Genomic DNA, 20,058 nt, shown 5'->3' with positions numbered 1-20,058 from the left:
CACAGGAAGCATTCCGGTCAATACGGCCATCTACGCGGCTTCATGTCGGTCACGGTTGGTATGTTTGAGAAAATTTGGTTCCGCGAACTGACTCCAAATCGCATGTCACATTGAAAGAATTGAAGATGAAAGCTGTCGCACTCACCCATTACTTGCCGATCAAAGACACAAATGCGTTCAAAGATGTCGATCTGCCCAAACCCGAACCCACGGGCCGGGATTTGCGGGTCGCTGTGCGGGCGATCTCGGTGAACCCCGTAGATACCAAAGTGCGTCGTGGCGGCGGTGATACGGTCGAGGACCCGCCCAGAGTTTTGGGGTGGGATGCAAGCGGCGTGGTTGACGCCGTCGGGCAAGATGTCACGCTCTTCAAACCGGGTGATGCGGTCTATTATGCGGGCGATATCACGCGATCGGGGTCCAACGCAGAGTTTCAGCTGGTGATGAACGGATTGTCGGGAGCAAACCTGCGTCGCTCAATTTTGCCGAAGCCGCCGCCCTTCCGTTGACCACGATCACCGCCTATGAGGCATTCTTTGACCGCCTTGAAATTGATAGAAATGGTGCAAACGCTGGCGAAACGGTGCTCATCATCGGTGCCGGGGGTGGCGTGGGCTCCATTGGCATCCAGTTGGCCAAGGCGGCCGGGCTGATTGTCATTGCCACGGCTTCCCGCCCGGAAACCACGGCATGGGTCACTGAATTGGGGGCAGACCACGTGGTCAACCACCGCGAAGATATGGTGGCACAAGTGCGTGCGCTTGGATTCCAACACGTCGATCACATCGCCATTTTCAATGACATGCGCCATTGGGAAACGGCCGTTGAATTGATCCGCCCCCAGGGTGGAATAGTGACCATTGATGACACAGATCTGCCGATGCCGATGGCAGGGATGAAGACCAAGGCCGCCAGCCTGCATTGGGAATTCATGTTTGCACGGGCAAAATTTGAAACACCCGATATGGTCGAACAACATGATCTGCTGAACCATGTGGCGGCAGAGATCGACGCAGGCCGCATCCGCACCACGCTGGATCAGGTCCTGAGTCCGATCAACGCGGAAAATCTGCGCGCAGCCCATGCGATGATCGAGGCCGGTACCGCCAAGGGTAAGATTGTGGTTGAGGGATTCTGAGCCAGCCTAGCCGTAGTCACGGGCCCCAAAAATGGCGCTTCCCACCCGAATGTGGGTAGCGCCCAGGGCGATGGCAGTTTCAAAATCACTGCTCATCCCCATCGACAGACCCGTCAGACCGTTTCGTTCGGCAATTTTGGCCAGCAGGGCAAAATGCAGACTTGGCTCTTCATCCACGGGCGGAATGCACATCAGCCCTTTGACCGGTAAATCCATGGCACGGCAGTCCGCCACAAACGCGTCAGCATCGGCCGGCAAGGCGCCCGCCTTTTGCGCCTCTTCCCCGGTATTGACCTGCAAAAATACGTCTGGGCAGTGGCCGGTTTCCTCGGCGAGCCGTGCAATTATCTTGGCCAATTTTGGCCGATCGACGGAATGAATGGTCTGAAACAGCTCGAAGGCCTGGCGCGCCTTGTTGGTCTGCAGCGGGCCAATCAGGTGAAGATCTACGCCCTCAAACTGCTCGCTGAAATCAGGCCATTTACCCGCGGCTTCCTGCACCCGGTTTTCGCCAAAACATCTGTGACCTTCCTGCAAAACATGCGCCACGCGTTCATTTGGCTGCACTTTGGATACGGCGATCAGCGTCACATCTGCGGGATCACGATCAGCGGCACTTGCAGCTTTGTGAATACGTGCTGTGATGTCAGACAAGCTCACGGCAGGGGCCTCTTTCAGGGTTACGTCTTGCGGTTACGTCAGGGATAAAACGCCAAGCACCGCAGATGCAATCGATGTTTGGCGAAATCTGCGGCTCACCGTTCTTTTGGTGCGCCTCCACTGCGCTTTGCCCCCGCTGGCCCGTGCTCAGTGCAGTTAACACCTTGCTCGACTGTCCTGCGTTGGCTACTAGAGTAAAGAAACAATTCCGGATGGTAAAATGATCCACGTGCGTTTGAAGAAAATCGGCCTTGCGCTGGCCTGTGTTTTGATGGTCGCCTCGTGCGGTGGGTTCAAAAACGCCAAAGTAGATGAAGATACCGGCGTTCCTTCCGGCCGCGAGAAGAGACCACCTGCGAAGGGCGGATTGTTTGATGCCTTCCGCGGCGCCGGCGCGTCAGAAGTGAAAGTGAACCGGTTTTTGTGGAATGCATCGCTTGATGTGCTCAACTTCCTGCCGATTCAGGCTGCGGATCCGTTCACGGGCGTAATTTCAACCGGCTATGGTCGTCCGCCCGGCGGTGGTCAGGCGTATCGTGCGACTGTGTTGATCAGCGACCCGGCTTTGGATGCGCGATCGCTCAAAGTGTCATTGCAAACGCAGCGCGGCCCGGTCAGCGACGCAACTCAGCGCGCCGTCGAAGATGCAATCCTGGCACGGGCCCGTCAGTTGCGGATCAGCGCAGGTAAATTCTAAGCCTTTTTCGAAACTCCGAGAATAATAGGGTCAAACTGGCGTGAACGCGCCCGTTTCAACCGTGTATTGCTCGATCCCGCCTTCGCCGATGTCGTGCCACAGGCCGTGTAATGACAGCTTGCCGCCATCGACCGCCTCTTTCACAAACGGAAAGGTCATGAGGTTTTCCAGCGACACCAGAACCGCTTCTTTTTCCAGCGCCTTAGTTCTCTCCTCGGGATCGGCAATTTCTTTTACACGTTCGTATCCGGGGCGCAGAATATCCATCCACCGACCAACGAACGAAGATTTTTCTTCCAGTTCCGGCGCAACCCCAGAACACATATCGTGGCAACCTTTGACCCCACCACAGTTTGAATGGCCCAGCACGATAACATGCGCGACCTTCAACGCCTGAACGGCGTATTCGACTGCGGCTGACGTGCCGTGCTGCGCACCATCACTCACATAGGGCGGGACGAGGTTGGCAATATTGCGGTGCAAAAAGAATTCGCCCTGATCTGCGCCGAAAACAGACGTGACATGCACACGGCTGTCACAGCAGGAGATCACCATTGCTCTAGGATGTTGTCCGGATTCGGCCAATCTTCGATACCAGGCTTGGTTTTCGGCATATGCCGTGGCCTTCCAACCATGAAAACGCTGTATCAGGTAACCGGGCAGTGGTTTGGCATTCTTCATCGTTTCTTCCGCTTTATCGTCTGACAAAGCGCGAGATACTCGTAATTTGACGAGATTTCGAGAGAGAAAAGCTTCGCACCTCAACAAATTCGGAAGAACTGAGCCCCATAGTCATCTCCACTATGGGGGCAGAAATGCTTAGGTGAGATTGTGGAACACGTAACCTTATTGAGACAAAACGAAGTGGTGCGGCTTAATCCCGACCGGCTGGAAGAGCTTTACAGCCAGTTGGGCGAGGCGGGTGCCGAGGACGTTGTGTGCCGTGCCTTGGAAGAATTGGCAGCACGGCTGTCACATACGGAACGGTGCTATCGCGAGATGCGGCATCATGAAATGCGCAAAAGCGCCCGTAGCCTGGTGGCTATTTCCGAGCAAATCGGCATGAGTCTTCTGGCGCAAGTGGCACTGGACGTCACAATTTGTATCGACGCGGGTGAGAATATCGCACTTTCGGCCACCATGGCGCGGTTGTTGCGGATAGGCGAACGCTCTCTGTCAGAAATATGGGAATTGCAGGACCTCTCAATTTGATGTCTTGAAGCTGTTGGTCAGAGCGATAGGCTGGGTACAGAAAAACCCCGCTTAGAAAGCCCGTCGCGATGTCCTTAGAATTCTCCACTGAAGCGGTAGATGTCTGCCCACTCCATGTGATCGAAAGCGATGGCCTGGAGGATTGGCTGAAAAGACAAACAGATGATGTGGCATCATGGGTTCAGGCCAACGGCTTCTCAGCAAGTCTTGGCAGCAGTTTGGTTATCCCGGGTACCGATGGCAGCATTGCAATGGCACTGGCTGGCTATGGAACAGAAGCCGCACGGGCACGTGGGCGGTTTCATTTGGCCAGTGTCGCGGCGAGTTTGCCTGAAGGGAACTATGAACTGCGCGGTCTTGACCCGGCACACATCGAACAAGAAGCTCTGGGTTGGTTGCTGACAGGGTACGCGTTTGATCGATACCGCGATCAAAAACCGGCCAAGGCGCGACTGGTACCACCAGATGGATGTGATGCGAAGCGGGTCGAAGTGATCGCGGCCGGCGAAGCACTGACGCGAGATCTGATCAACACGCCAGCCTTCCACATGGGTCCTGCAGAGCTTGAAGCGGCATGCCAGGATTTGGCGACCCAACATGATGCTTCGATAAATGTGATCGCAGGCGCCGACCTGTTGGAGCAAAATTTCCCTATGATCCACACGGTTGGGCGCGCGTCTGACCGGGCGCCGCGGTTGATTGATATGACCTGGGGTACGACGGGCCCCACGCTGACGCTGGTGGGCAAAGGCGTGTGTTTCGATACTGGCGGCCTCAACCTCAAACCCGGTGGCAGCATGGGGCTGATGAAAAAGGACATGGGTGGTGCCGCAACCGTGCTGGGGCTTGCCCATATGATCATGGGGCTAAATCTGCCCGTGCAATTGCGTGTGTTGATCCCTGCAGTCGAAAACTCGGTTAGCAGCAATGCCTATCGGCCCGGCGATATCCTGACGGCGCGCAATGGTATGACAGTTGAGATCAACAACACCGATGCCGAGGGACGATTGGTTTTGGCAGATGCCCTGGCCCTCGGCGCCGAAGCCAAACCCGATCTTATGATTTCGATGGCGACCCTAACCGGTGCCGCACGTGTGGCGGTCGGTCCTGACCTCGCGCCCTATTACACCGATAGCGATGCCATGGTGAGTGCGCTGGAGGATGCGGCGAAAAAGGTTGCTGATCCTGTCTGGCGGCTGCCTTTTCACACGCCCTACGAGGCGATGATCGAACCCGGCATTGCCGATCTGGATAACGCGCCCAAAGGTGGCTTTGCCGGATCCATCACGGCCGCGCTGTTTCTGCGTCGCTTTGCGGGTGACAGTCCTTACGCGCATTTTGACATCTATGGCTGGAGCCCGTCCGCCGCACCTGCCCGGCCAAAAGGCGGCGTTGGCATGGGTGCCCGCGCACTTCTTGAGGCACTTCCGGATGTGTTGGGCCTGTGACAGACCGCCGATTAACCCCTGCCAATGATCGCGTTGCCGCGGATCACCTACGCGGTACCGTTGAGGTGCCGCAATTTACAGCGGGGGCGGCGCGTCGTGTAACCGCGCCCGTCGCGGATCTGTTGAACGCGCCGCATGGCAAACGGGACCGCCAGGTTGTGAGCGGTGAAGTGGTGACCGAATTTGAAAGCCACGAAGGTTGGTCCTTTGTTCAACTCAAACGGGATGGGTATGTCGGCTATCTGCAAAGTAGTCTTTTAGGAGAACCCGAAACGCCAACCCATTGGGTGCACGCCCGGAGCACACATCTCTACCCGGAACCGAATTTCAAAGCGCATGAGATATCCGCGTTGAGCCATATGAGCCAACTGCGCGTGAGCCAAGACGCTGGCAGATTTGCCGAAACCCCGAATGGTTTTGTACCCAAGGTACATTTGTCGCCGTTACGAACCACCGCACTGGACCCCGTTGCCGTGGCAGAAATTTACCTGGGCACGCCCTATCTTTGGGGCGGAAATTCGGGCTTTGGCATAGACTGCTCCGGATTGGTGCAGGCCGCGTGTTTGGCATGCGGCATACCTTGCCCGGGCGATAGCGATATGCAGGAGACCTCGCTTGGTCACGCCTTACCGGACGATGCAACCCTGCGCCGGGGAGATTTGCTTTTCTGGAAAGGACATGTCGCTTGGGTGGCGGACGCAGATACGATTTTGCACGCAAATGCATTTCATATGGCCGTGGCATTTGAACGGTTACAGGATGCCATCGACAGAATACAAGCGCTGGGCGATGGCCCGGTGACCGCACGAAAACGTCTGGGAGGACCTTCATGAGCGACCCGTTTTTTCACCCTGTTTCGGGCTTTGATTTACCGCGTTTTGCCGGTGTTCCGACCTTCATGCGCTTGCCATATGTACCCCATGGTCATGATCGGTATGATGATGTGCAGATTGGCCTGATCGGCGTGCCATGGGACAGCGGCACCACCAATCGACCCGGCCCGCGTCACGGGCCACGCCAATTGCGCGATGCATCGACAATGATGCGCGCGCAACACGCTGTATCGGGAACGCGCCCGTTTGAGGCGGCCAATTGTGCCGATCTGGGCGACGTGGGCCCCAATCCGGCCGACATTATCGATAGTATGGAACGGATCACCGCTTTTTATGATCAGGTTCTGGCGGCTGATATTGTACCGCTGACCGCGGGCGGTGATCACCTCACTTCACTTCCTGTACTGCGTTCGTTGGCCAAGACACATGGCGCTATGGGGATGGTGCATTTTGACAGCCATACGGATCTCTTTCATTCGTATTTCGGTGGCACAATGTATACCCACGGCACGCCTTTCAGACGCGCCGTGGAAGAAGGCCTGCTGGACCCCAAACGGATCGTCCAGATCGGTATTCGCGGAACCATGTACGATACGGAAGATCGCGACTTTGCCAAAGCCAATGGTATTCGCCTCATCCTGATCGAGGAATTCCATGCCCGCGGCGTTGAGGACGTCATGGCGGAGGCGCGCGAGATTGCCGGGGATGCCAAAACTTATGTAAGCTACGACATCGATTTCATCGACCCTACATTCGCACCGGGCACGGGCACGCCCGAAGTGGGCGGTCCAAACAGTTATCAAGCGCTGCAAGTGTGTCGGGAACTGCAGGGCCTCAAAATCGTTGGCGCCGATATGGTGGAGGTGTCACCGCCCTTCGATGCAAGTGGTGGCACTGCGTTTCTCGGCGTGTCGGTCATGTTCGAAATTCTGTGCATCATGGCGATGCAAAATAACGCGTGACATACATGTCCGAAGACCCGCAAGCATTTCAATCAAACTATTGGCGTTCAGCCCAGCAATGGGTGGATTGTCAGGTACAGTTGGATACGCTTTTGCAACCGGTGCTGGACAGATTACTGGCGGAAGCCAGCCCAAGCGCCGGGGCACGTGTATTGGACATTGGATGTGGCACCGGTGCCAGCACGATGGCGACGGCGGGTTTGGTCGGCTCCGCAGGTCATGTGACTGGGGCGGACATCTCGGACATTCTGCTGGAGCTTGCTGAACACCGAACGCGTGAAGCCGGGATCGACAATGTCACGTTTGTTTCCGGCGATGCGCAGACATATCCCTTCGAACCCGCGCATTTTGACATGGTACTATCCCGTTTCGGCGTGATGTTTTTTGAAGAGCCAGAGGCGGCATTTCACAATATAAGGCGCGCCGTCAAACCCGGTGGAGAATTGGTATTTATGGCGTGGTCCCGATTGACCGCGAATCCGTGGTTCAGCACGCCCGCGCAAGCGGCCGTCGAGGTTGTAGGCCAGCCCGCCCCATCTGATCCGCGCGCACCCGGCCCCATGGCATTTGACGATCGCGATTATGTGGAAACGCTGTTGCGCAATGCAGGTTGGCAAAACGTGCAGGTAACCGAAATCAAATTGTCGCTGACACCCATGGGTTCCCTTGCAGACATCGCCTCATTTGCAACGCGTGTCGGCCCGGCGTCGCGCATTATCTCGGATCGCGAAGGCACCGAAGAAGACATTGAAAGGGTCGAGTCTCTGGTGGCGGAGCGCCTTGCCAGCTTTTCGACAAAAAGCGGGATACATGTTCCCGCGTGCCTCAATCTGGTACGAGCAACACAGCGCTGAAGTTGATCAATCCGCCGTCTGTTCCACACGCAAGAAAACAAGGCTCTGCGCCAACCCGGCTTTGTCTTTGAGCGATGCGGAGACCACGGTGTTGCCTTCGCGATAGCGTCTGAGATCATAAGAATCCGGATGGTTTACAATAGTGTCCTCTGGCAACGGCGCGGCCGATGGAAAACAGGTTTTGAGTTGGTCGTCCAGCACGGTAAACCGTTTGATTGCGGCATTGTCCCGATACGGAAATTCCCAGTAGCAAAGATATGTCTGAGCACCGTTCTGATTTTGCGAAAGCGTGCACTTTCCAGCGTCTGGTTGAATCAGGGATGATGCACCGCCTGGGAACCCGGCTTCCGCCTGCGCCAGAATGTTGTGCAACGCCGGGCAGGGATTGGCCATTGCCGCACCTGGCAGAAGGGCCGCGAGGACACAAAAAGCGCTACGCATAAATCAGTCTACAACTCTAATCAGTTTGCGTTCGAGAACCCGCAAAACTGTTTTCAGATCGGACCCACGTTTCAAAATCTGACCCTCGGGGCCAATAACAGCGTATTCACCCTGCCGCAGGCGCAGTTTCGGGCGTTTTTCGATCCGGTAGAGCGGCGTTTCCGCTGTTCGGCGAAAGACCGAGAAGACGGCGACATCCCGCAGTGAAGAAATACCGTAGTCGCGCCATTCACCCGCCGCGACCATGCGGCCATAGAGAGACAGAATGACGGATAGTTCGGTTCGGTGAAAGGCCACCTGCTTGGTGTCGCGCGGCCCCGGAAAGGGGGTTAATGACTGATAGCTCATTGCGACAGCCTTGCGCCAATTTGCAGGTTAATCAAGCGTTTTTGGATTTAGCAAACGCGCAAGCATCATCGCCACCCCGGCCATGGGTGTTACCCGCGCCCTCGATAAGTCGGTACGCCTTGCTCGGGGATCCAGACATTTGAAGGTTGTTCGCCGGTTTGGAAAAAGATGTCGATGGGGATGCCACCGCGTGGATACCAATAGCCTCCAACACGCAACCATTTGGGCGCCAGCAAATCAACAAGACGTTTGCCGATGGTCACGGTGCAATCCTCGTGGAACGCCCCATGGTTTCGGAACGAGCCCAGAAACAGCTTGAGTGATTTGCTTTCGACGAGCCAATCGCCGGGGATGTAATCAATCACGATATGCGCAAAATCTGGTTGTCCCGTCATGGGGCAAAGCGACGTAAACTCGGGCGCCGTGAAACGCACGGCGTAATCCGTATCGGCTTGCGGGTTCGGCACCTTTTCCATCACCGCTTCTTCGGGCGAGTTCGGCAATTCTGTTTTACCGCCCAATTGCGTGAGGTTTTTATAAATATCCTGATCGGACATCATGCGTTCCTTTCGTTAGACACCGCGCTTGTTGCCCCAAAGCAGAACATGCAGCTGCGGCAGGATGCGGGGGATAAACCATTGGTCATTCAATGTGCGTTCGATCAACCACTCATATCGGTTCATGATCCCGTTCATATCCAGATCGTCACCAGAAGCCGTCGGCGGCGTGTGATTGCCCGGCTGCAGGTAGAGTGGCAGGTTTGGGTATCGTCCCGCCACATCACGCGCCCATTGGTAATCCTGTTCATCGAACACGACGATTTTCAAAACCGTCTCCGCCTCATCAGCGTGCTTCAGGCACGCGTCAAATGCGCGCCAGTCTACGGTTTCACCTGATGATGGCGGTTTAGGACTTAGGATCAAGGTATCCAGATCCCGAAACCAATCGCGCGCAACCGAACCTTGGGTCTCCATCACAAAGCCAAAGCCCTCGGCGTGTCCACGTTGGATGAGCGGTGCAAAATCCTGAATGGCAGGGTTACCACCTGACAATGACACTGTCAGCGGCGCGCCTCCCGAAAGGGTTCGCACTTGGGACATGATCTCATCCACGGTCATTGGGGTCCATTCGCTGCGATGGATCGGGTCAACGGCATGCAAGCTGTCACACCAAGTACAGCGATAATCGCACCCGCCTGCGCGCACAAAAACCGTGGGCACGCCAATGACTGAGCCTTCCCCCTGGATGGTCGGACCAAAAATTTCCGTGATGCGCAACCGGGTCACGGCCGATATTCCGCCCAGGTTTTAGGCGTTTCCGAGACACGGACAGCCGTCACCTGACCCCATCTGCTGCGGCACCAATCATAGATGTCCTGCGCCAGCCGTTCAGAGGTGACCATGTCGTGACCAAAGACATCGTTCAGGTGACGGTGGTCCAATTCATCATCAATATATCGCTTCAACGGAGACAGTTCGCGATAATCCAGAACAAAGCCGTTATCATCGAGGCGTTCGGCGCTGAGTTCGACCTCGACAATGTAGTTATGCCCGTGCATCCGCGCACAGGGATGGTCATCGGGCAGGTGGCACAGTTGGTGGCTGGCCGAAAAGTGGAATTCCTTGGTGATCCGAAACATTACGCGTCCCCCACCGCTGATTTCCAGAACTCGGGGTCGGCATAGACCGTTGGATCCGGAACGCCGGCGATGTCGAACGCCTCGCGTCTTTCAACACAGGTTCCACAACGCCCGCAATGCAAATCACCGCCTTTGTAACAGGACCACGTATCTGCAAATGGCGTGTTAAATTTGTGTCCGACGGTCACGATTTGCGATTTGGGAATGTGAACGAAGGGCGTATAAAGCGTGACTTTGGCATAACCATCCAATGCCTTGTCCTGCATCGCCTGAAAGGCCTCGATGAAATCCGGCCGGCAATCGGGGTAAATGAAATGGTCGCCCCCATGCACAGCCGCGGCCACCGCATCTGCGCCTTTGGCCGCCGCCATACCAAAGGCCACAGCCAACATGATGGCATTCCGGTTGGGCACAACAGTCACTTTCATTGTGTCTTCGGCATAATGCCCATCAGGCACATCCAGATCGTCGGTCAACGCGGATCCACTGAGGTATCGACCGATATGGCTCATGTCGATCAGATCATGCGGCACGCCCAAACGCTCTGCTGCAAGCGCCGCAAACGTCACCTCTTTCCGGTGGCGCTGGCCGTAGTCGAAGGAGACAAGGCCAAGCAATTCGTTTTCCGCCGCGACCATATGGGCCAGCGAAACGGAATCTAATCCGCCAGAGCAGATAACAAGCGTCTTCATCGTTTTGGTCCTTGTTTTAAAAGCCGGGTAGGCTGCGACCGGCATCCGCAACTGCGAACAGAGCGCGTCTAGACAATCTCTCGACGAAAGGCAAACAGCAACTGCACGCAATGTCTTGAATGCGGGTTTTGCGTTTGCTTACGCTGAGTGTCTGATCCGGTCTTCCGGTCCTTGGGTGGAGACCCGATACTAGAAAATAGCAGTTACAAACCCGGCATGAGGATTTTACAAACCGGCGCCATCCGTGCCACGGAATTTCGGATGGACAATTCAGATGCGAACGCAGGACATGTCATCATCAGACCGGGTCACTCCGGCACGACACTCAGCGTAACTCTGTCGCCGGCGAACCACGTGTGCCCGTATTCTACCGGCGTACCCGCCGGGTCGATGTTGATACTGATTGTCCGCAAAATCGGTGCACCTTCGGCGATGCGCAGGTGCTTGGCTTGCGTCGGGGTCGCGAGTTTTGCCGTCAGCCGTGTGGACGAGCGCGTGTAATCGGCAAGGCCAGACTTGCGCAATGCTTCGGTCACCGACGTCACCTGTTCGAGGTGGGTCAGAATGTCGGGAAATCGATCCGCCGGAAAAACAGCGCGTGACACTGCAATCGGCGCCCCATCTGCCAATGAGAGGGATTCGTACACACACACCCGAGAGTGTTCAGGCAGCTTTAGAGCTTCTGCCTCACGCGTGTTGGCCGTGCGGATTTCCCGACGCAGAATTTGTTTTTCCGCAGTTTGCCCGGCGGCCTCGAGGTTCTGATGAAACCGAACCCTGCGCCCCAGAGGGTAGTTCGTAGGTTTGGCCGTTACAAAAACACCAGCACCGCGTTGCGAATGGGTCAGCCCTGCATCAGACAGCGCCCCAATTGCGCGCCGCACTGTATGACGATTAACGCCAAAGCGGGCGGACAAAGCTGCCTCGGTCGGGAGTTTATCACCGGGTCGATACTGACCATCACCAATTTCCGCGGTCAGTGTCGCCGCAATCACTTTCCAAATCGAATTACGTGCCATACCTGCCCCAACCGTGACCGTTTATTCCAAACGCGCCCTTGCTCTTTGATCGTGAATAGCGCATTAATTTGTCTAGTTGTATAGTATAATAGACAAATTCAGAAGGTGTCTAGTCATGGCTCAGGACCGCCAGGCATGGATGGGTTTAATGGCGCGCGCGCCTGCAGCGCGGGTAATTTCGCTGTGGGAAAGCCTGAATTTGGCACCGGAATTCGCGTGGTTGCGCAAACCTGAAACAGGCGGCGTGATGGTGCAAGGGCGTACCGGAGGAACGGGGGCCGCGTTTAATCTGGGTGAAATGACTGTCACCAGATCAAGCCTGCGCCTGACCGGATGCAACAGCGTTGGACACGGCTATGTCCAAGGTCGCAGCAAACGCCACGCTGAAATCGCTGCCTTGGCAGATGCGTGTTTACAGACAGACTTGGCAGCCCGGATTCGAACAGGGTTTCTGGATGCATTGAAAGCCGAAGAAGACGCACGGCGATCGGCCCGCGCCGCCAAGGCCGCGGCGACCAAGGTTGATTTTTTCACACTGGTCCGAGGAGAGAACGCATGACCACAGCACCTCTGGAAGGTGGCTTTTCGGAACCCTCACATGATGCAGCGTTCGCGTTTCGCGTTTGTCTCAACACAATGGCACGACCCGGAACAATTGAAAGTGTATCTGGCGCAACGCCACCATCTCCGCTGTCGACTGCGGCTGGCACTGTGGTGCTGACGCTTTGTGACACACAAACCCCGATTTATCTGACCGGAGTGCATGACAACCAGTCTATCCGCGATTGGGTCACCTTCCACACTGGTGCGCCGATCACCGGTGATCCAAAAACCGCAGATTTCGCCATCGGAACATGGCGTGCCCTTTTGCCGCTGAACGCATACCCAACGGGCAGTGCCGTGTACCCAGACCGATCTGCCACCATCGTCGTTGAAGTGGATGCGCTTTCAAACACGGGCGCGGTACTGTCCGGCCCTGGCATTCAGGATCGCGCGCATCTGTCCTTGCCCGAGATTGAGGCGTTCCAGCTAAACAACATGCTCTTTCCCTGTGGCTTAGATTTTTACTTCACTTGCGGTGCGGATCTTGCCGCACTGCCCCGTTCCACCAAAGTCGAGGATCGCTGATGTATGTGGCCGTCAAAGGGGGCGAACGCGCGATCGACAACGCACATGCGTGGTTGGCCGAAGAGCGGCGCGGCGACACAAGCGTTGCGGAGCTTTCTATTGCGCAAATCCGTGAGCAGCTTTCGCTGGCCGTGAACCGGGTCATGGCAGAAGGATCACTTTACGATCCGGATCTGGCTGCTCTGGCGATCAAACAGTCGCGCGGCGATCTGATTGAAGCCATCTTTTTGATCCGCGCTTATCGCACAACTCTGCCACGCTTTGGTGCGTCCAGACCAGTCGAAACAGCCAACATGCTGTGCGAACGCAGGATATCTGCCACGTTCAAGGATGTTCCCGGCGGGCAAATCCTGGGCCCCACATTCGATTACACGCACCGTTTGCTGGACTTCAAACTGGCCGCCGAAAGTGAGGTACCCGCAGCACCCGAAACACCAGCGGACATGGCAAATATCCCGCATGTGACAGGGTTTTTGAACCGCGATGGCTTGATTCAAGAGGAAATGGCGGACGATGCGGAGCCTCCTGATCTGACACGCGAGCCGTTGGAATTACCGGCCAATCGCGCCTTGCGTTTACAGTCGTTGACGCGCGGGGATGAAGGGTTCCTGTTGGGTCTCGCATATTCCACACAACGGGGCTATGCGCGCAATCATGCGTTTGTGGGAGAGTTGCGCATCGGTTCTGTCGCAGTTGAAATGGACATCCCGGAACTCGGATTTGCCATTGAAATTGGAAAAGTGACCCTAACGGAATGCGAAACCGTCAATCAATTCAAGGGCTCGAAATCCGAACCTCCGCAATTTACCCGGGGCTACGGACTTGTTTTTGGCCAAACGGAACGCAAAGCGATTTCGATGGCATTGGTTGATCGTGCGCTACGGTGGAAAGAGCTGGGTGAGGATGATGCCAGTGCCCCGGCACAAGACGAAGAGTTCGTGCTCAGCCACGCCGATAACATTCAGGCGACCGGTTTTCTGGAGCATATCAAACTGCCGCATTACGTGGATTTTCAGTCAGAGCTCGAGCTTATTCGCAAGATACGGGCCGAGGCGCTTGCCGCGACGTCGAAAGCCGCAGTATCAGAGGCCGCCGAGGCGGAGGTCGCCGAATGACTTGCAGTGTTTCGGGGCGCGCAAAGTCTTTTTGCCGAACCTTCGGAAGAGGGAGGCACGCTTGTGACAGAAATGCAGGACTATAATTTCGCCTATCTGGACGAGCAGACCAAACGGATGATCCGGCGCGCGATCCTGAAGGGTATTGCCATTCCGGGCTATCAGGTTCCGTTCGCCAGTCGCGAGATGCCTATGCCCTACGGTTGGGGGACCGGGGGCGTGCAGGTCACTGCCTCAATCCTGACGCCAGAAGACAAATTGAAAGTGATCGATCAGGGGGCTGACGACACGACAAACGCCGTATCAATCCGCCGGTTTTTGAAAAAACGGCCGATGTGGCGGTTACAGAAAGCACCGCTGCCGCAAGTGTTATCCAGACCCGCCACCGAATTCCTGAAGAACCGCTGCGCGACGATCAGATCCTGGTCTACCAGGTGCCAATCCCGGAACCCCTGCGATTTCTGGAACCGCGCGAAACCGAGACACGCAAGATGCATGCGCTGGAAGAATACGGTCTGATGCACGTGAAATTGTACGAAGACATTGCCCAACACGGGAACATCGCAACCGCCTATGCTTATCCGGTCAAAGTCGAGCGACGCTATGTGATGGACCCGTCTCCAATCCCGAAATTTGACAATCCCAAGATGGAAATGGACGCGATTCAGTTGTTTGGCGCCGGTCGGGAACAACGCATTTATGCGCTGCCGCCCTATTCGCGCGTCGTCAGTCTGGATTTCGAGGATCATCCTTTTGATCCCTCCAAGGCCAATCATCCCTGTGCAATTTGCGGCGCTGAAGACAGTTACCTGGACGAGGTGATCGTCGATGACGCCGGGGGGCGGATGTTCGTCTGTTCGGACACTGATTATTGCCAGAAACGTACAGACCAAGCGAGCGGGGGAACCGCATGACTGGCCCTCTGCTTTCCGTACAAGGCATCGAAAAACGCTACGGCAAACGGATTGGCTGCCGGGACGTCAGTTTTGAGCTTTACCCCGGCGAGGTGATGGGGATCGTGGGCGAATCCGGCTCCGGTAAATCGACCTTGCTGAATTGTTTGGCAGGGCAACTGGTGCCTGACAATGGTTCGGTTCACTACAGCATGCGCACCGGAGATATGCGCGACACCGTAACAATGAGCGAGCCTGAACGCCGAATGCTTGGGCGGACCGATTGGGCCTTTGTGCATCAAAATCCACGCGATGGGTTGCGTATGGGCGTCAGCGCCGGCGGCAACGTGGGCGAAAGGCTGATGTCGGTCGGTGCCCGCCATTATGGTGACATCCGCGCCGCTGCCTCAGACTGGTTGGGCCGGGTCGAAATTTCCGACGATAGAATCGATGACAGGCCCTCCGCCTTTTCCGGCGGTATGCAGCAGAGATTACAGATTGCCCGCAATCTGGTGACAGGGCCCCGCCTGGTTTTCATGGATGAACCTACCGGCGGGCTGGATGTCAGCGTTCAGGCCCGGCTATTGGATCTATTGCGGGAATTGGTGCGCGACATGGGATTGTCGGTCATTCTGGTAACGCATGATTTGGCCGTGGTGCGGCTTTTGGCAGACAGGTTGATGGTCATGAAAGACGGCGACGTGATCGAGACCGGGCTGACCGATCAAGTGCTTGATGACCCGCAACAGCCCTACACTCAGTTGCTCGTGTCCTCCGTGTTGCAGGTATAACGCGATGATACATATAGAAAATCTTTCAAAATCCTTCACCCTGCACAACCAGAACAGCGCGGTGATTACTGTGATGGAAGGTGCGAAGCTTGATGTCGCTCCAGGTGAGTGTGTGGCGCTGACCGGTGCGTCCGGGTCCGGCAAGTCAACGCTGATACGTATGATTTATGGCAACTACCTAAGCCAATCGGGCCACATCAATGTGGGCGGTGTCGATGTCGCCAAGGCAGCGCCACGCGATATCCTTGCCTTGCGGCGCACCGTATTGGGATATGTCAGCCAGTTTTTGCGCGTTGTGCCGCGCGTGCCGACCGTGGATGTGGTCGCCGAACCGCTCTTGGCCACTGGCATGCCATCAATCGCAGCACGCGAACGCGCCCAAACCTTGTTGACGCATCTCAACATACCCAAAACACTCTGGTCACTTTCACCCACCACGTTCTCGGGCGGAGAACAACAACGGGTCAATATCGCACGCGGCTTTGCCTATGCCTACCCTGCGTTGCTGTTGGATGAACCGACCGCAAGTCTGGATGCGAACAATCGTGAAGTGGTACTGTCGATGATCGAAGACGCCAAGGCCCAAGGCACTGCCATCGTCGGGATATTCCATGATGACGCCGCCCGCGACCGGCTCTGCGATCGCGTTGTAGATGTGACGCAGTTTGCGCCGGAGCCACCGCAATGACAGACGATGCCAGACAGGGTCGGTTGATTGCCATCCTTGGACCATCGGGTGCGGGTAAGGATGCGCTGATGGATGCTGCATGTCGTGTTCGACCGGATCTGGTGCGCGCCCGACGCGTCATCACGCGACGCGTGGATGCTGGTGGCGAGGATCACGCGGGAGTGGATGACGACGAATTTGACCGGCGTGAGGCCGCAGGCGCGTTTCTTTTCAACTGGAGGGCTCATGGCTTGCGCTACGGCATAGATCGGACACATCTGGATCATGTCACGCAGGGCAAGAATGTGATCTTCAACGGCTCGCGACGCGCGGTGCCCGATATGTTGGCCACCGCGCCGGATTTGCGCGCGATACTGGTTACCGCCACGCCGGACATTCTTGCCCAACGACTGGCGCATCGAGGCCGGGAAGATGCTGAGGATATTCAGCGTCGTCTGGCCACTGCCGAGTATCCACTTGCTGACGGATTGCGCTTTACCCATGTGGAAAACAGTGGCCAACTAGATACCGGGATCGCGCGTTTTCTTGACGCATTGCAGGAACAAATCACCAGCGACCCGATTGAGCGTCATCATCCCGTGAATAGTATCAACACCATTGAAAGGCCTAAAACGTGACGACCACAATTTTCGCCAATGCAAGTTTGGTTCTGCCGGATCAGGTCATCCGTGGCAGTTTAAGCGTGCGCGACGGCGAAATATCAGACATTGCGTCAGGGACGGGCGTGCCGACAGGTGCGCAGGATCTGGATGGTGACATCCTGATGCCCGGGCTGGTCGAGCTGCACACAGATAATGTGGAACGTCACATCCAGCCACGACCAAAGGCCAACTGGCCACATATCCCAGCATTGATCGCCCATGACGCCGAACTTGCAAGTACGGGCATCACGACGGTTTTTGATGCGATGCGTGTGGGTTCCATCGTGTCGGGCGGCAGGGGTGGTTACAAAAAATACGCACGACAATTGGCCACTGAACTCCTGGACCTTCGCGAAAAGAATGCCCTGAAGATCAGCCATTTCCTTCATCTGCGGGCTGAAATTTGCTCGGAAACGCTATTGGAGGAACTTGCGGAGTTTGGCCCCGAGGACCGCGTGCGAATTCTGAGCCTGATGGATCACACGCCCGGTCAGCGCCAGTTTCGTGACCTTTCGAAACTCAAAGAATATGTGCGCGGGAAATATGGGTTTTCGGACACAGAATTTGATGAACATGTGGACGAACGGCGCAGGCTCAGTGCCCGCCTGGGGGCCCGTCATGAGCAAGCGGCCGTGCAGGCGGCAACGCGACTGGGGGCAGTGCTGGCCAGTCATGACGACACAACGGCGCAACAGGTCAAACACTCCGGATCGCTCGGTGCAACGCTTGCCGAATTCCCCACAACCGAAGAAGCGGCCCGTGAAAGCAAGGCGTGTGGCTTGTTCACAATCATGGGCGCGCCCAATCTGATCCGCGGCGGGTCACATTCGGGCAACGTCGCCGCCGCGGCATTGGCAGAACTGAACCTTCTGGATATCGTGTCGTCTGACTATGTCCCATCCGCCCTTTTGGCTGCGGCGATTATGCTGGGGGATTTGTGGGATGACCTGCCGCGCGGGGTATCTACGGTCACACGCGTTCCGGCGGGCGCATGTGGCCTCGATGACCGGGGCGAATTGCGCATTGGAGCGCGCGCGGATCTGATCCGTGTCGCCCGTATCGAGGGCACGCCCGTGTTGCGTGAAACCTGGGTACGCGGGCACCGCGTGTGCTAGCGCCAGCCGTCTTTCACAGCCGCATGTTTCTCGTGATGCGCACCTGACGTTGTGGTCTAGATCAGACCCTCGGCGCGGAATAGGTCCTTGACGTTGCGCTCGGGTCGCGCGCCGTAGTGACTGATGACCTCTGCCGCGGCAATGCACCCCATACGACCCGACACATCAAGTGGCTGATCCGTGGCAATGCCATAGAGGAAGCCCGCGGCAAATTGATCCCCGGCACCTGTGGCGTCGACTGGCGTAATTTCCTGAACGGGAACCGATACGCTTTCATCGCCGCGCGTCACAACCACATCGTGGCCCGACCGGGTGCAGACGATCAACCCACTATCCGTGGCGGCCTGTTCCAGTGCGGCACCCAGATCATCGGTCTGATAGAGCGATTTCCATTCATGCTCGTTGCCCAGAACATAATCCAGATCCCGCACGAGTTTCCTGAAGTCATCACGATGTCGGTCGACGCAAAACGGATCGCTGAGGGAAATGCCCGCCATACCGCCTGCTGCCCGGCAGACCCGCGCCGCTTCGGTAAATGCCGCTTTGCCTTTGGGTTTGTCATAAAGATAGCCTTCGAGGAACAACAACCCTGCCCCCCGGCCACGGTATCATCCACGTCACCGGCATCCAATTCGGTCGAAATGCCCAAGTAGGTGTTCATTGATCGCTCACCATCGGGCGACACAAAGATCATGGACCGCGATGTTGGCAATTCGCCACCCGCCACCGGCTCATTGACGAAATCCGTTCCAGCATCAGCCATGGTGGAGGCGTAGTAACGGCCCAGTTCATCGTCACTGACCCGCCCGATGAAGGCCGTGCTGAGGCCCATTGCGCCCAGACCAGCGATTGTATTGGCCACGGATCCGCCCGGCATCTGCGCACGGTTTTCCATCTGGGCATAGAGGTATTCCGCACGATCAGTCTCGATCAGTTGCATCACACCTTTGTCGATGCCGTGCGTCGAAAGGAAAGCGTCGTCGCTCTGGCTGATGACGTCCACAACTGCATTGCCGATACCGACGGTTTGGTACTTGGTCATAGGTTCTTGTCCTCAAATTCACATAGGTCACGGATGATGCAGGTGCTGCAGAGCGGTTTGCGAGCTTTGCAGTGATAGCGTCCATGCAGGATCAACCAGTGATGCGCATGATGCTGGAAATCTGCCGGAATGACATCTTCGATCGCGCGTTCAACCGCCACGACGTCTTTGCCAGGGCAGATACCTGTACGGTTGCCGACTCGGAATATATGCGTGTCGACGGCCTGTGTGGGCATCCCCCACCACATGTTCAGAACGACATTGGCAGTCTTGCGCCCCACACCGGGCAAGGATTGCAACGCCGCACGCGAATTCGGAACCTCTCCGCCATAGTCGTCGACCAGGATCTGGCTGAGCTTGATGACATTCTTGGCTTTTTGTCGAAAAAGACCAATTGTCTTGATGTGCTCGGTCAGCCCTTCGAGGCCCAAATCGAGCATTTTTTGTGGTGTATCAGCGATCTTGAACAGCACGCGCGTGGCCTTGTTGACGCCAGCATCCGTTGCCTGCGCGCTCAGCGCCACGGCGACAACAAGTGTATAAACGTTCACATGTTCGAGCTCACCCTTGGGCTCTGCGTCTGCCGCGTGAAAGCGCGTGAAAATTTCGCGGATCGTATGATAGTCGAGCTGTTTTGCCATGAGACCCCCTATGCCGGGAAATCCTGCAATGCGCAATATTCGGGTCGTAAGGGGCCCGCCG

General features: G+C 56.6%; 25 protein-coding genes and 2 pseudogenes. 16 read left to right on the top strand and 11 right to left on the bottom strand.

Annotated features, from left to right (window positions below; translation table 11 throughout):
• Positions 1–125: 125 nt before the first annotated feature.
• Positions 126–509: an alcohol dehydrogenase catalytic domain-containing protein gene (locus tag ACZ1HJ_RS06310; protein ID WP_472721464.1), complete on the top strand. Its 384-nt coding sequence runs from the start codon at positions 126–128 to the stop codon at positions 507–509.
• On the top strand, positions 413–1,138 hold the full coding sequence (locus ACZ1HJ_RS06305) for a zinc-binding alcohol dehydrogenase family protein (RefSeq protein ID WP_472722167.1): 726 nt from the start codon (positions 413–415) through the stop codon (positions 1,136–1,138). Before ACZ1HJ_RS06310 ends, ACZ1HJ_RS06305 begins: the two co-directional genes overlap by 97 nt.
• Before the next feature lie 6 nt (positions 1,139–1,144).
• On the opposite strand, the gene ACZ1HJ_RS06300 is transcribed toward ACZ1HJ_RS06305, so the two are convergent.
• Entirely contained in the window at positions 1,145–1,798 is a 654-nt protein-coding gene (locus ACZ1HJ_RS06300; RefSeq protein WP_472721463.1) for a YggS family pyridoxal phosphate-dependent enzyme, read from the bottom strand.
• Between the two features lie 220 nt (positions 1,799–2,018).
• Here ACZ1HJ_RS06300 and ACZ1HJ_RS06295 point away from each other — a divergent pair, with 220 nt between their 5' ends.
• On the top strand, positions 2,019–2,495 hold the full coding sequence (locus tag ACZ1HJ_RS06295) for a DUF3576 domain-containing protein (RefSeq protein WP_472721462.1): 477 nt from the start codon (positions 2,019–2,021) through the stop codon (positions 2,493–2,495).
• Positions 2,496–2,525: 30 nt separating this feature from the next.
• Here the strand turns inward: ACZ1HJ_RS06295 and ACZ1HJ_RS06290 are convergent, their stop codons facing one another.
• Entirely contained in the window at positions 2,526–3,176 is a 651-nt protein-coding gene (locus tag ACZ1HJ_RS06290) for a carbonic anhydrase (RefSeq protein ID WP_472721461.1), read from the bottom strand.
• A 150-nt stretch (positions 3,177–3,326) separates the two neighbouring features.
• On the opposite strand from ACZ1HJ_RS06290, the gene ACZ1HJ_RS06285 reads away from it, so the two are divergent.
• From ACZ1HJ_RS06285 to ACZ1HJ_RS06265, 5 genes are all read left to right on the top strand, one after another.
• Positions 3,327–3,707: a hypothetical protein gene (locus ACZ1HJ_RS06285; protein ID WP_472721460.1), complete on the top strand. Its 381-nt coding sequence runs from the start codon at positions 3,327–3,329 to the stop codon at positions 3,705–3,707.
• A 68-nt stretch (positions 3,708–3,775) separates the two neighbouring features.
• Complete coding sequence (locus tag ACZ1HJ_RS06280) at positions 3,776–5,155, top strand: leucyl aminopeptidase family protein (protein ID WP_472721459.1); 1,380 nt, start codon at positions 3,776–3,778, stop codon at positions 5,153–5,155.
• Positions 5,152–5,988 (top strand): C40 family peptidase, encoded by an 837-nt coding sequence (locus ACZ1HJ_RS06275; RefSeq protein WP_472721458.1) that lies wholly within the window; start codon positions 5,152–5,154, stop codon positions 5,986–5,988. The genes ACZ1HJ_RS06280 and ACZ1HJ_RS06275 overlap by 4 nt, the downstream gene beginning before the upstream one ends.
• On the top strand, positions 5,985–6,950 hold the full coding sequence (gene speB, locus ACZ1HJ_RS06270) for an agmatinase (RefSeq protein WP_472721457.1): 966 nt from the start codon (positions 5,985–5,987) through the stop codon (positions 6,948–6,950). The genes ACZ1HJ_RS06275 and speB overlap by 4 nt, the downstream gene beginning before the upstream one ends.
• Positions 6,951–6,955: 5 nt before the next feature.
• A complete protein-coding gene (locus ACZ1HJ_RS06265) occupies positions 6,956–7,804 on the top strand; it encodes a class I SAM-dependent methyltransferase (RefSeq protein ID WP_472721456.1) in 849 nt (282 codons plus the stop codon).
• Positions 7,805–7,810: 6 nt separating this feature from the next.
• Here ACZ1HJ_RS06265 and ACZ1HJ_RS06260 read toward each other — a convergent pair whose 3' ends face one another.
• The 7 genes from ACZ1HJ_RS06260 to phnF all read right to left on the bottom strand — a co-directional run bounded on the left by ACZ1HJ_RS06260 (position 7,811) and on the right by phnF (position 11,943).
• Positions 7,811–8,245 carry a hypothetical protein gene (locus tag ACZ1HJ_RS06260; protein WP_472721455.1) on the bottom strand — a complete coding sequence of 145 codons (435 nt, stop codon included), beginning with the start codon at positions 8,243–8,245 and terminating at the stop codon, positions 7,811–7,813.
• Positions 8,246–8,248: 3 nt separating this feature from the next.
• Complete coding sequence (locus tag ACZ1HJ_RS06255; protein ID WP_472721454.1) at positions 8,249–8,593, bottom strand: DUF2794 domain-containing protein; 345 nt, start codon at positions 8,591–8,593, stop codon at positions 8,249–8,251.
• 89 nt (positions 8,594–8,682) lie between these two features.
• A complete protein-coding gene (gene queF / locus ACZ1HJ_RS06250) occupies positions 8,683–9,150 on the bottom strand; it encodes a preQ(1) synthase (protein ID WP_472721453.1) in 468 nt (155 codons plus the stop codon).
• A 15-nt stretch (positions 9,151–9,165) separates the two neighbouring features.
• Positions 9,166–9,879 carry a 7-carboxy-7-deazaguanine synthase QueE gene (gene queE / locus ACZ1HJ_RS06245; protein ID WP_472721452.1) on the bottom strand — a complete coding sequence of 238 codons (714 nt, stop codon included), beginning with the start codon at positions 9,877–9,879 and terminating at the stop codon, positions 9,166–9,168.
• Positions 9,876–10,232, bottom strand: coding sequence for a 6-carboxytetrahydropterin synthase QueD (gene queD, locus ACZ1HJ_RS06240; RefSeq protein WP_472721451.1), 357 nt, complete (start codon positions 10,230–10,232; stop codon positions 9,876–9,878). Before queD ends, queE begins: the two co-directional genes overlap by 4 nt.
• Complete coding sequence (queC, locus tag ACZ1HJ_RS06235; RefSeq protein ID WP_472721450.1) at positions 10,232–10,924, bottom strand: 7-cyano-7-deazaguanine synthase QueC; 693 nt, start codon at positions 10,922–10,924, stop codon at positions 10,232–10,234. The genes queD and queC overlap by 1 nt, the downstream gene beginning before the upstream one ends.
• Before the next feature lie 308 nt (positions 10,925–11,232).
• A complete protein-coding gene (phnF, locus tag ACZ1HJ_RS06230; RefSeq protein WP_472721449.1) occupies positions 11,233–11,943 on the bottom strand; it encodes a phosphonate metabolism transcriptional regulator PhnF in 711 nt (236 codons plus the stop codon).
• Positions 11,944–12,058: 115 nt separating this feature from the next.
• Between phnF and phnG the strand changes: the two genes are divergently transcribed.
• The 8 genes and pseudogenes from phnG (at position 12,059) to ACZ1HJ_RS06190 (ending at position 18,314) form a co-directional block, all read left to right on the top strand.
• Positions 12,059–12,502, top strand: coding sequence for a phosphonate C-P lyase system protein PhnG (gene phnG / locus ACZ1HJ_RS06225; protein WP_472721448.1), 444 nt, complete (start codon positions 12,059–12,061; stop codon positions 12,500–12,502).
• Entirely contained in the window at positions 12,499–13,071 is a 573-nt protein-coding gene (gene phnH, locus ACZ1HJ_RS06220; RefSeq protein ID WP_472721447.1) for a phosphonate C-P lyase system protein PhnH, read from the top strand. The genes phnG and phnH overlap by 4 nt, the downstream gene beginning before the upstream one ends.
• A complete protein-coding gene (locus ACZ1HJ_RS06215; protein WP_472721446.1) occupies positions 13,071–14,186 on the top strand; it encodes a carbon-phosphorus lyase complex subunit in 1,116 nt (371 codons plus the stop codon). The genes phnH and ACZ1HJ_RS06215 overlap by 1 nt, the downstream gene beginning before the upstream one ends.
• 72 nt (positions 14,187–14,258) lie before the next feature.
• Positions 14,259–15,100 (top strand): annotated as a pseudogene (locus ACZ1HJ_RS06210) (alpha-D-ribose 1-methylphosphonate 5-phosphate C-P-lyase PhnJ).
• Entirely contained in the window at positions 15,097–15,870 is a 774-nt protein-coding gene (phnK, locus tag ACZ1HJ_RS06205) for a phosphonate C-P lyase system protein PhnK (RefSeq protein WP_472721445.1), read from the top strand. Before ACZ1HJ_RS06210 ends, phnK begins: the two are co-directional and overlap by 4 nt.
• Positions 15,871–15,874: 4 nt before the next feature.
• Positions 15,875–16,558 carry a phosphonate C-P lyase system protein PhnL gene (phnL, locus tag ACZ1HJ_RS06200; protein WP_472721444.1) on the top strand — a complete coding sequence of 228 codons (684 nt, stop codon included), beginning with the start codon at positions 15,875–15,877 and terminating at the stop codon, positions 16,556–16,558.
• Positions 16,555–17,175, top strand: coding sequence for a phosphonate metabolism protein/1,5-bisphosphokinase (PRPP-forming) PhnN (gene phnN / locus ACZ1HJ_RS06195; protein ID WP_472721443.1), 621 nt, complete (start codon positions 16,555–16,557; stop codon positions 17,173–17,175). The genes phnL and phnN overlap by 4 nt, the downstream gene beginning before the upstream one ends.
• Positions 17,172–18,314: an alpha-D-ribose 1-methylphosphonate 5-triphosphate diphosphatase gene (locus tag ACZ1HJ_RS06190; RefSeq protein ID WP_472721442.1), complete on the top strand. Its 1,143-nt coding sequence runs from the start codon at positions 17,172–17,174 to the stop codon at positions 18,312–18,314. Before phnN ends, ACZ1HJ_RS06190 begins: the two co-directional genes overlap by 4 nt.
• Positions 18,315–18,370: 56 nt before the next feature.
• On the opposite strand, the pseudogene ACZ1HJ_RS06185 reads toward ACZ1HJ_RS06190, so the two are convergent.
• Both ACZ1HJ_RS06185 and nth read right to left on the bottom strand, forming a co-directional pair.
• A pseudogene (locus ACZ1HJ_RS06185) lies at positions 18,371–19,356 on the bottom strand (adenosine kinase).
• A complete protein-coding gene (gene nth / locus ACZ1HJ_RS06180; RefSeq protein WP_472721441.1) occupies positions 19,353–19,997 on the bottom strand; it encodes an endonuclease III in 645 nt (214 codons plus the stop codon). The pseudogene ACZ1HJ_RS06185 and the gene nth overlap by 4 nt, the downstream one beginning before the upstream one ends.
• Positions 19,998–20,058: the final 61 nt, after the last annotated feature.

This window comes from Roseovarius sp. JB2-10 (assembly GCF_055693585.1).
The sequence above is the reverse complement of the archived record's forward strand: the minus strand, read 5'-3'. Positions and strand labels throughout refer to the sequence as shown.

What these genes read in the sequence shown, in the direction of transcription:
- ACZ1HJ_RS06265 (WP_472721456.1), top strand. Translation starts at nt 6,956, where the DNA reads ATGTCCGAAGACCCGCAAGCATTTCAATCAAACTATTGGCGTTCAGCC.
- phnN (WP_472721443.1), top strand. Translation starts at nt 16,555, where the DNA reads ATGACAGACGATGCCAGACAGGGTCGGTTGATTGCCATCCTTGGACCA.
- ACZ1HJ_RS06295 (WP_472721462.1), top strand. Translation starts at nt 2,019, where the DNA reads ATGATCCACGTGCGTTTGAAGAAAATCGGCCTTGCGCTGGCCTGTGTT.
- ACZ1HJ_RS06310 (WP_472721464.1), top strand. Translation starts at nt 126, where the DNA reads ATGAAAGCTGTCGCACTCACCCATTACTTGCCGATCAAAGACACAAAT.
- phnK (WP_472721445.1), top strand. Translation starts at nt 15,097, where the DNA reads ATGACTGGCCCTCTGCTTTCCGTACAAGGCATCGAAAAACGCTACGGC.
- phnH (WP_472721447.1), top strand. Translation starts at nt 12,499, where the DNA reads ATGACCACAGCACCTCTGGAAGGTGGCTTTTCGGAACCCTCACATGAT.
- nth (WP_472721441.1), bottom strand. Translation starts at nt 19,997, where the DNA reads ATGGCAAAACAGCTCGACTATCATACGATCCGCGAAATTTTCACGCGC.
- phnG (WP_472721448.1), top strand. Translation starts at nt 12,059, where the DNA reads ATGGCTCAGGACCGCCAGGCATGGATGGGTTTAATGGCGCGCGCGCCT.
- phnF (WP_472721449.1), bottom strand. Translation starts at nt 11,943, where the DNA reads ATGGCACGTAATTCGATTTGGAAAGTGATTGCGGCGACACTGACCGCG.
- ACZ1HJ_RS06215 (WP_472721446.1), top strand. Translation starts at nt 13,071, where the DNA reads ATGTATGTGGCCGTCAAAGGGGGCGAACGCGCGATCGACAACGCACAT.
- speB (WP_472721457.1), top strand. Translation starts at nt 5,985, where the DNA reads ATGAGCGACCCGTTTTTTCACCCTGTTTCGGGCTTTGATTTACCGCGT.
- queC (WP_472721450.1), bottom strand. Translation starts at nt 10,924, where the DNA reads ATGAAGACGCTTGTTATCTGCTCTGGCGGATTAGATTCCGTTTCGCTG.
- ACZ1HJ_RS06290 (WP_472721461.1), bottom strand. Translation starts at nt 3,176, where the DNA reads ATGAAGAATGCCAAACCACTGCCCGGTTACCTGATACAGCGTTTTCAT.
- ACZ1HJ_RS06280 (WP_472721459.1), top strand. Translation starts at nt 3,776, where the DNA reads ATGTCCTTAGAATTCTCCACTGAAGCGGTAGATGTCTGCCCACTCCAT.
- phnL (WP_472721444.1), top strand. Translation starts at nt 15,875, where the DNA reads ATGATACATATAGAAAATCTTTCAAAATCCTTCACCCTGCACAACCAG.
- queF (WP_472721453.1), bottom strand. Translation starts at nt 9,150, where the DNA reads ATGTCCGATCAGGATATTTATAAAAACCTCACGCAATTGGGCGGTAAA.
- queD (WP_472721451.1), bottom strand. Translation starts at nt 10,232, where the DNA reads ATGTTTCGGATCACCAAGGAATTCCACTTTTCGGCCAGCCACCAACTG.
- ACZ1HJ_RS06260 (WP_472721455.1), bottom strand. Translation starts at nt 8,245, where the DNA reads ATGCGTAGCGCTTTTTGTGTCCTCGCGGCCCTTCTGCCAGGTGCGGCA.
- ACZ1HJ_RS06255 (WP_472721454.1), bottom strand. Translation starts at nt 8,593, where the DNA reads ATGAGCTATCAGTCATTAACCCCCTTTCCGGGGCCGCGCGACACCAAG.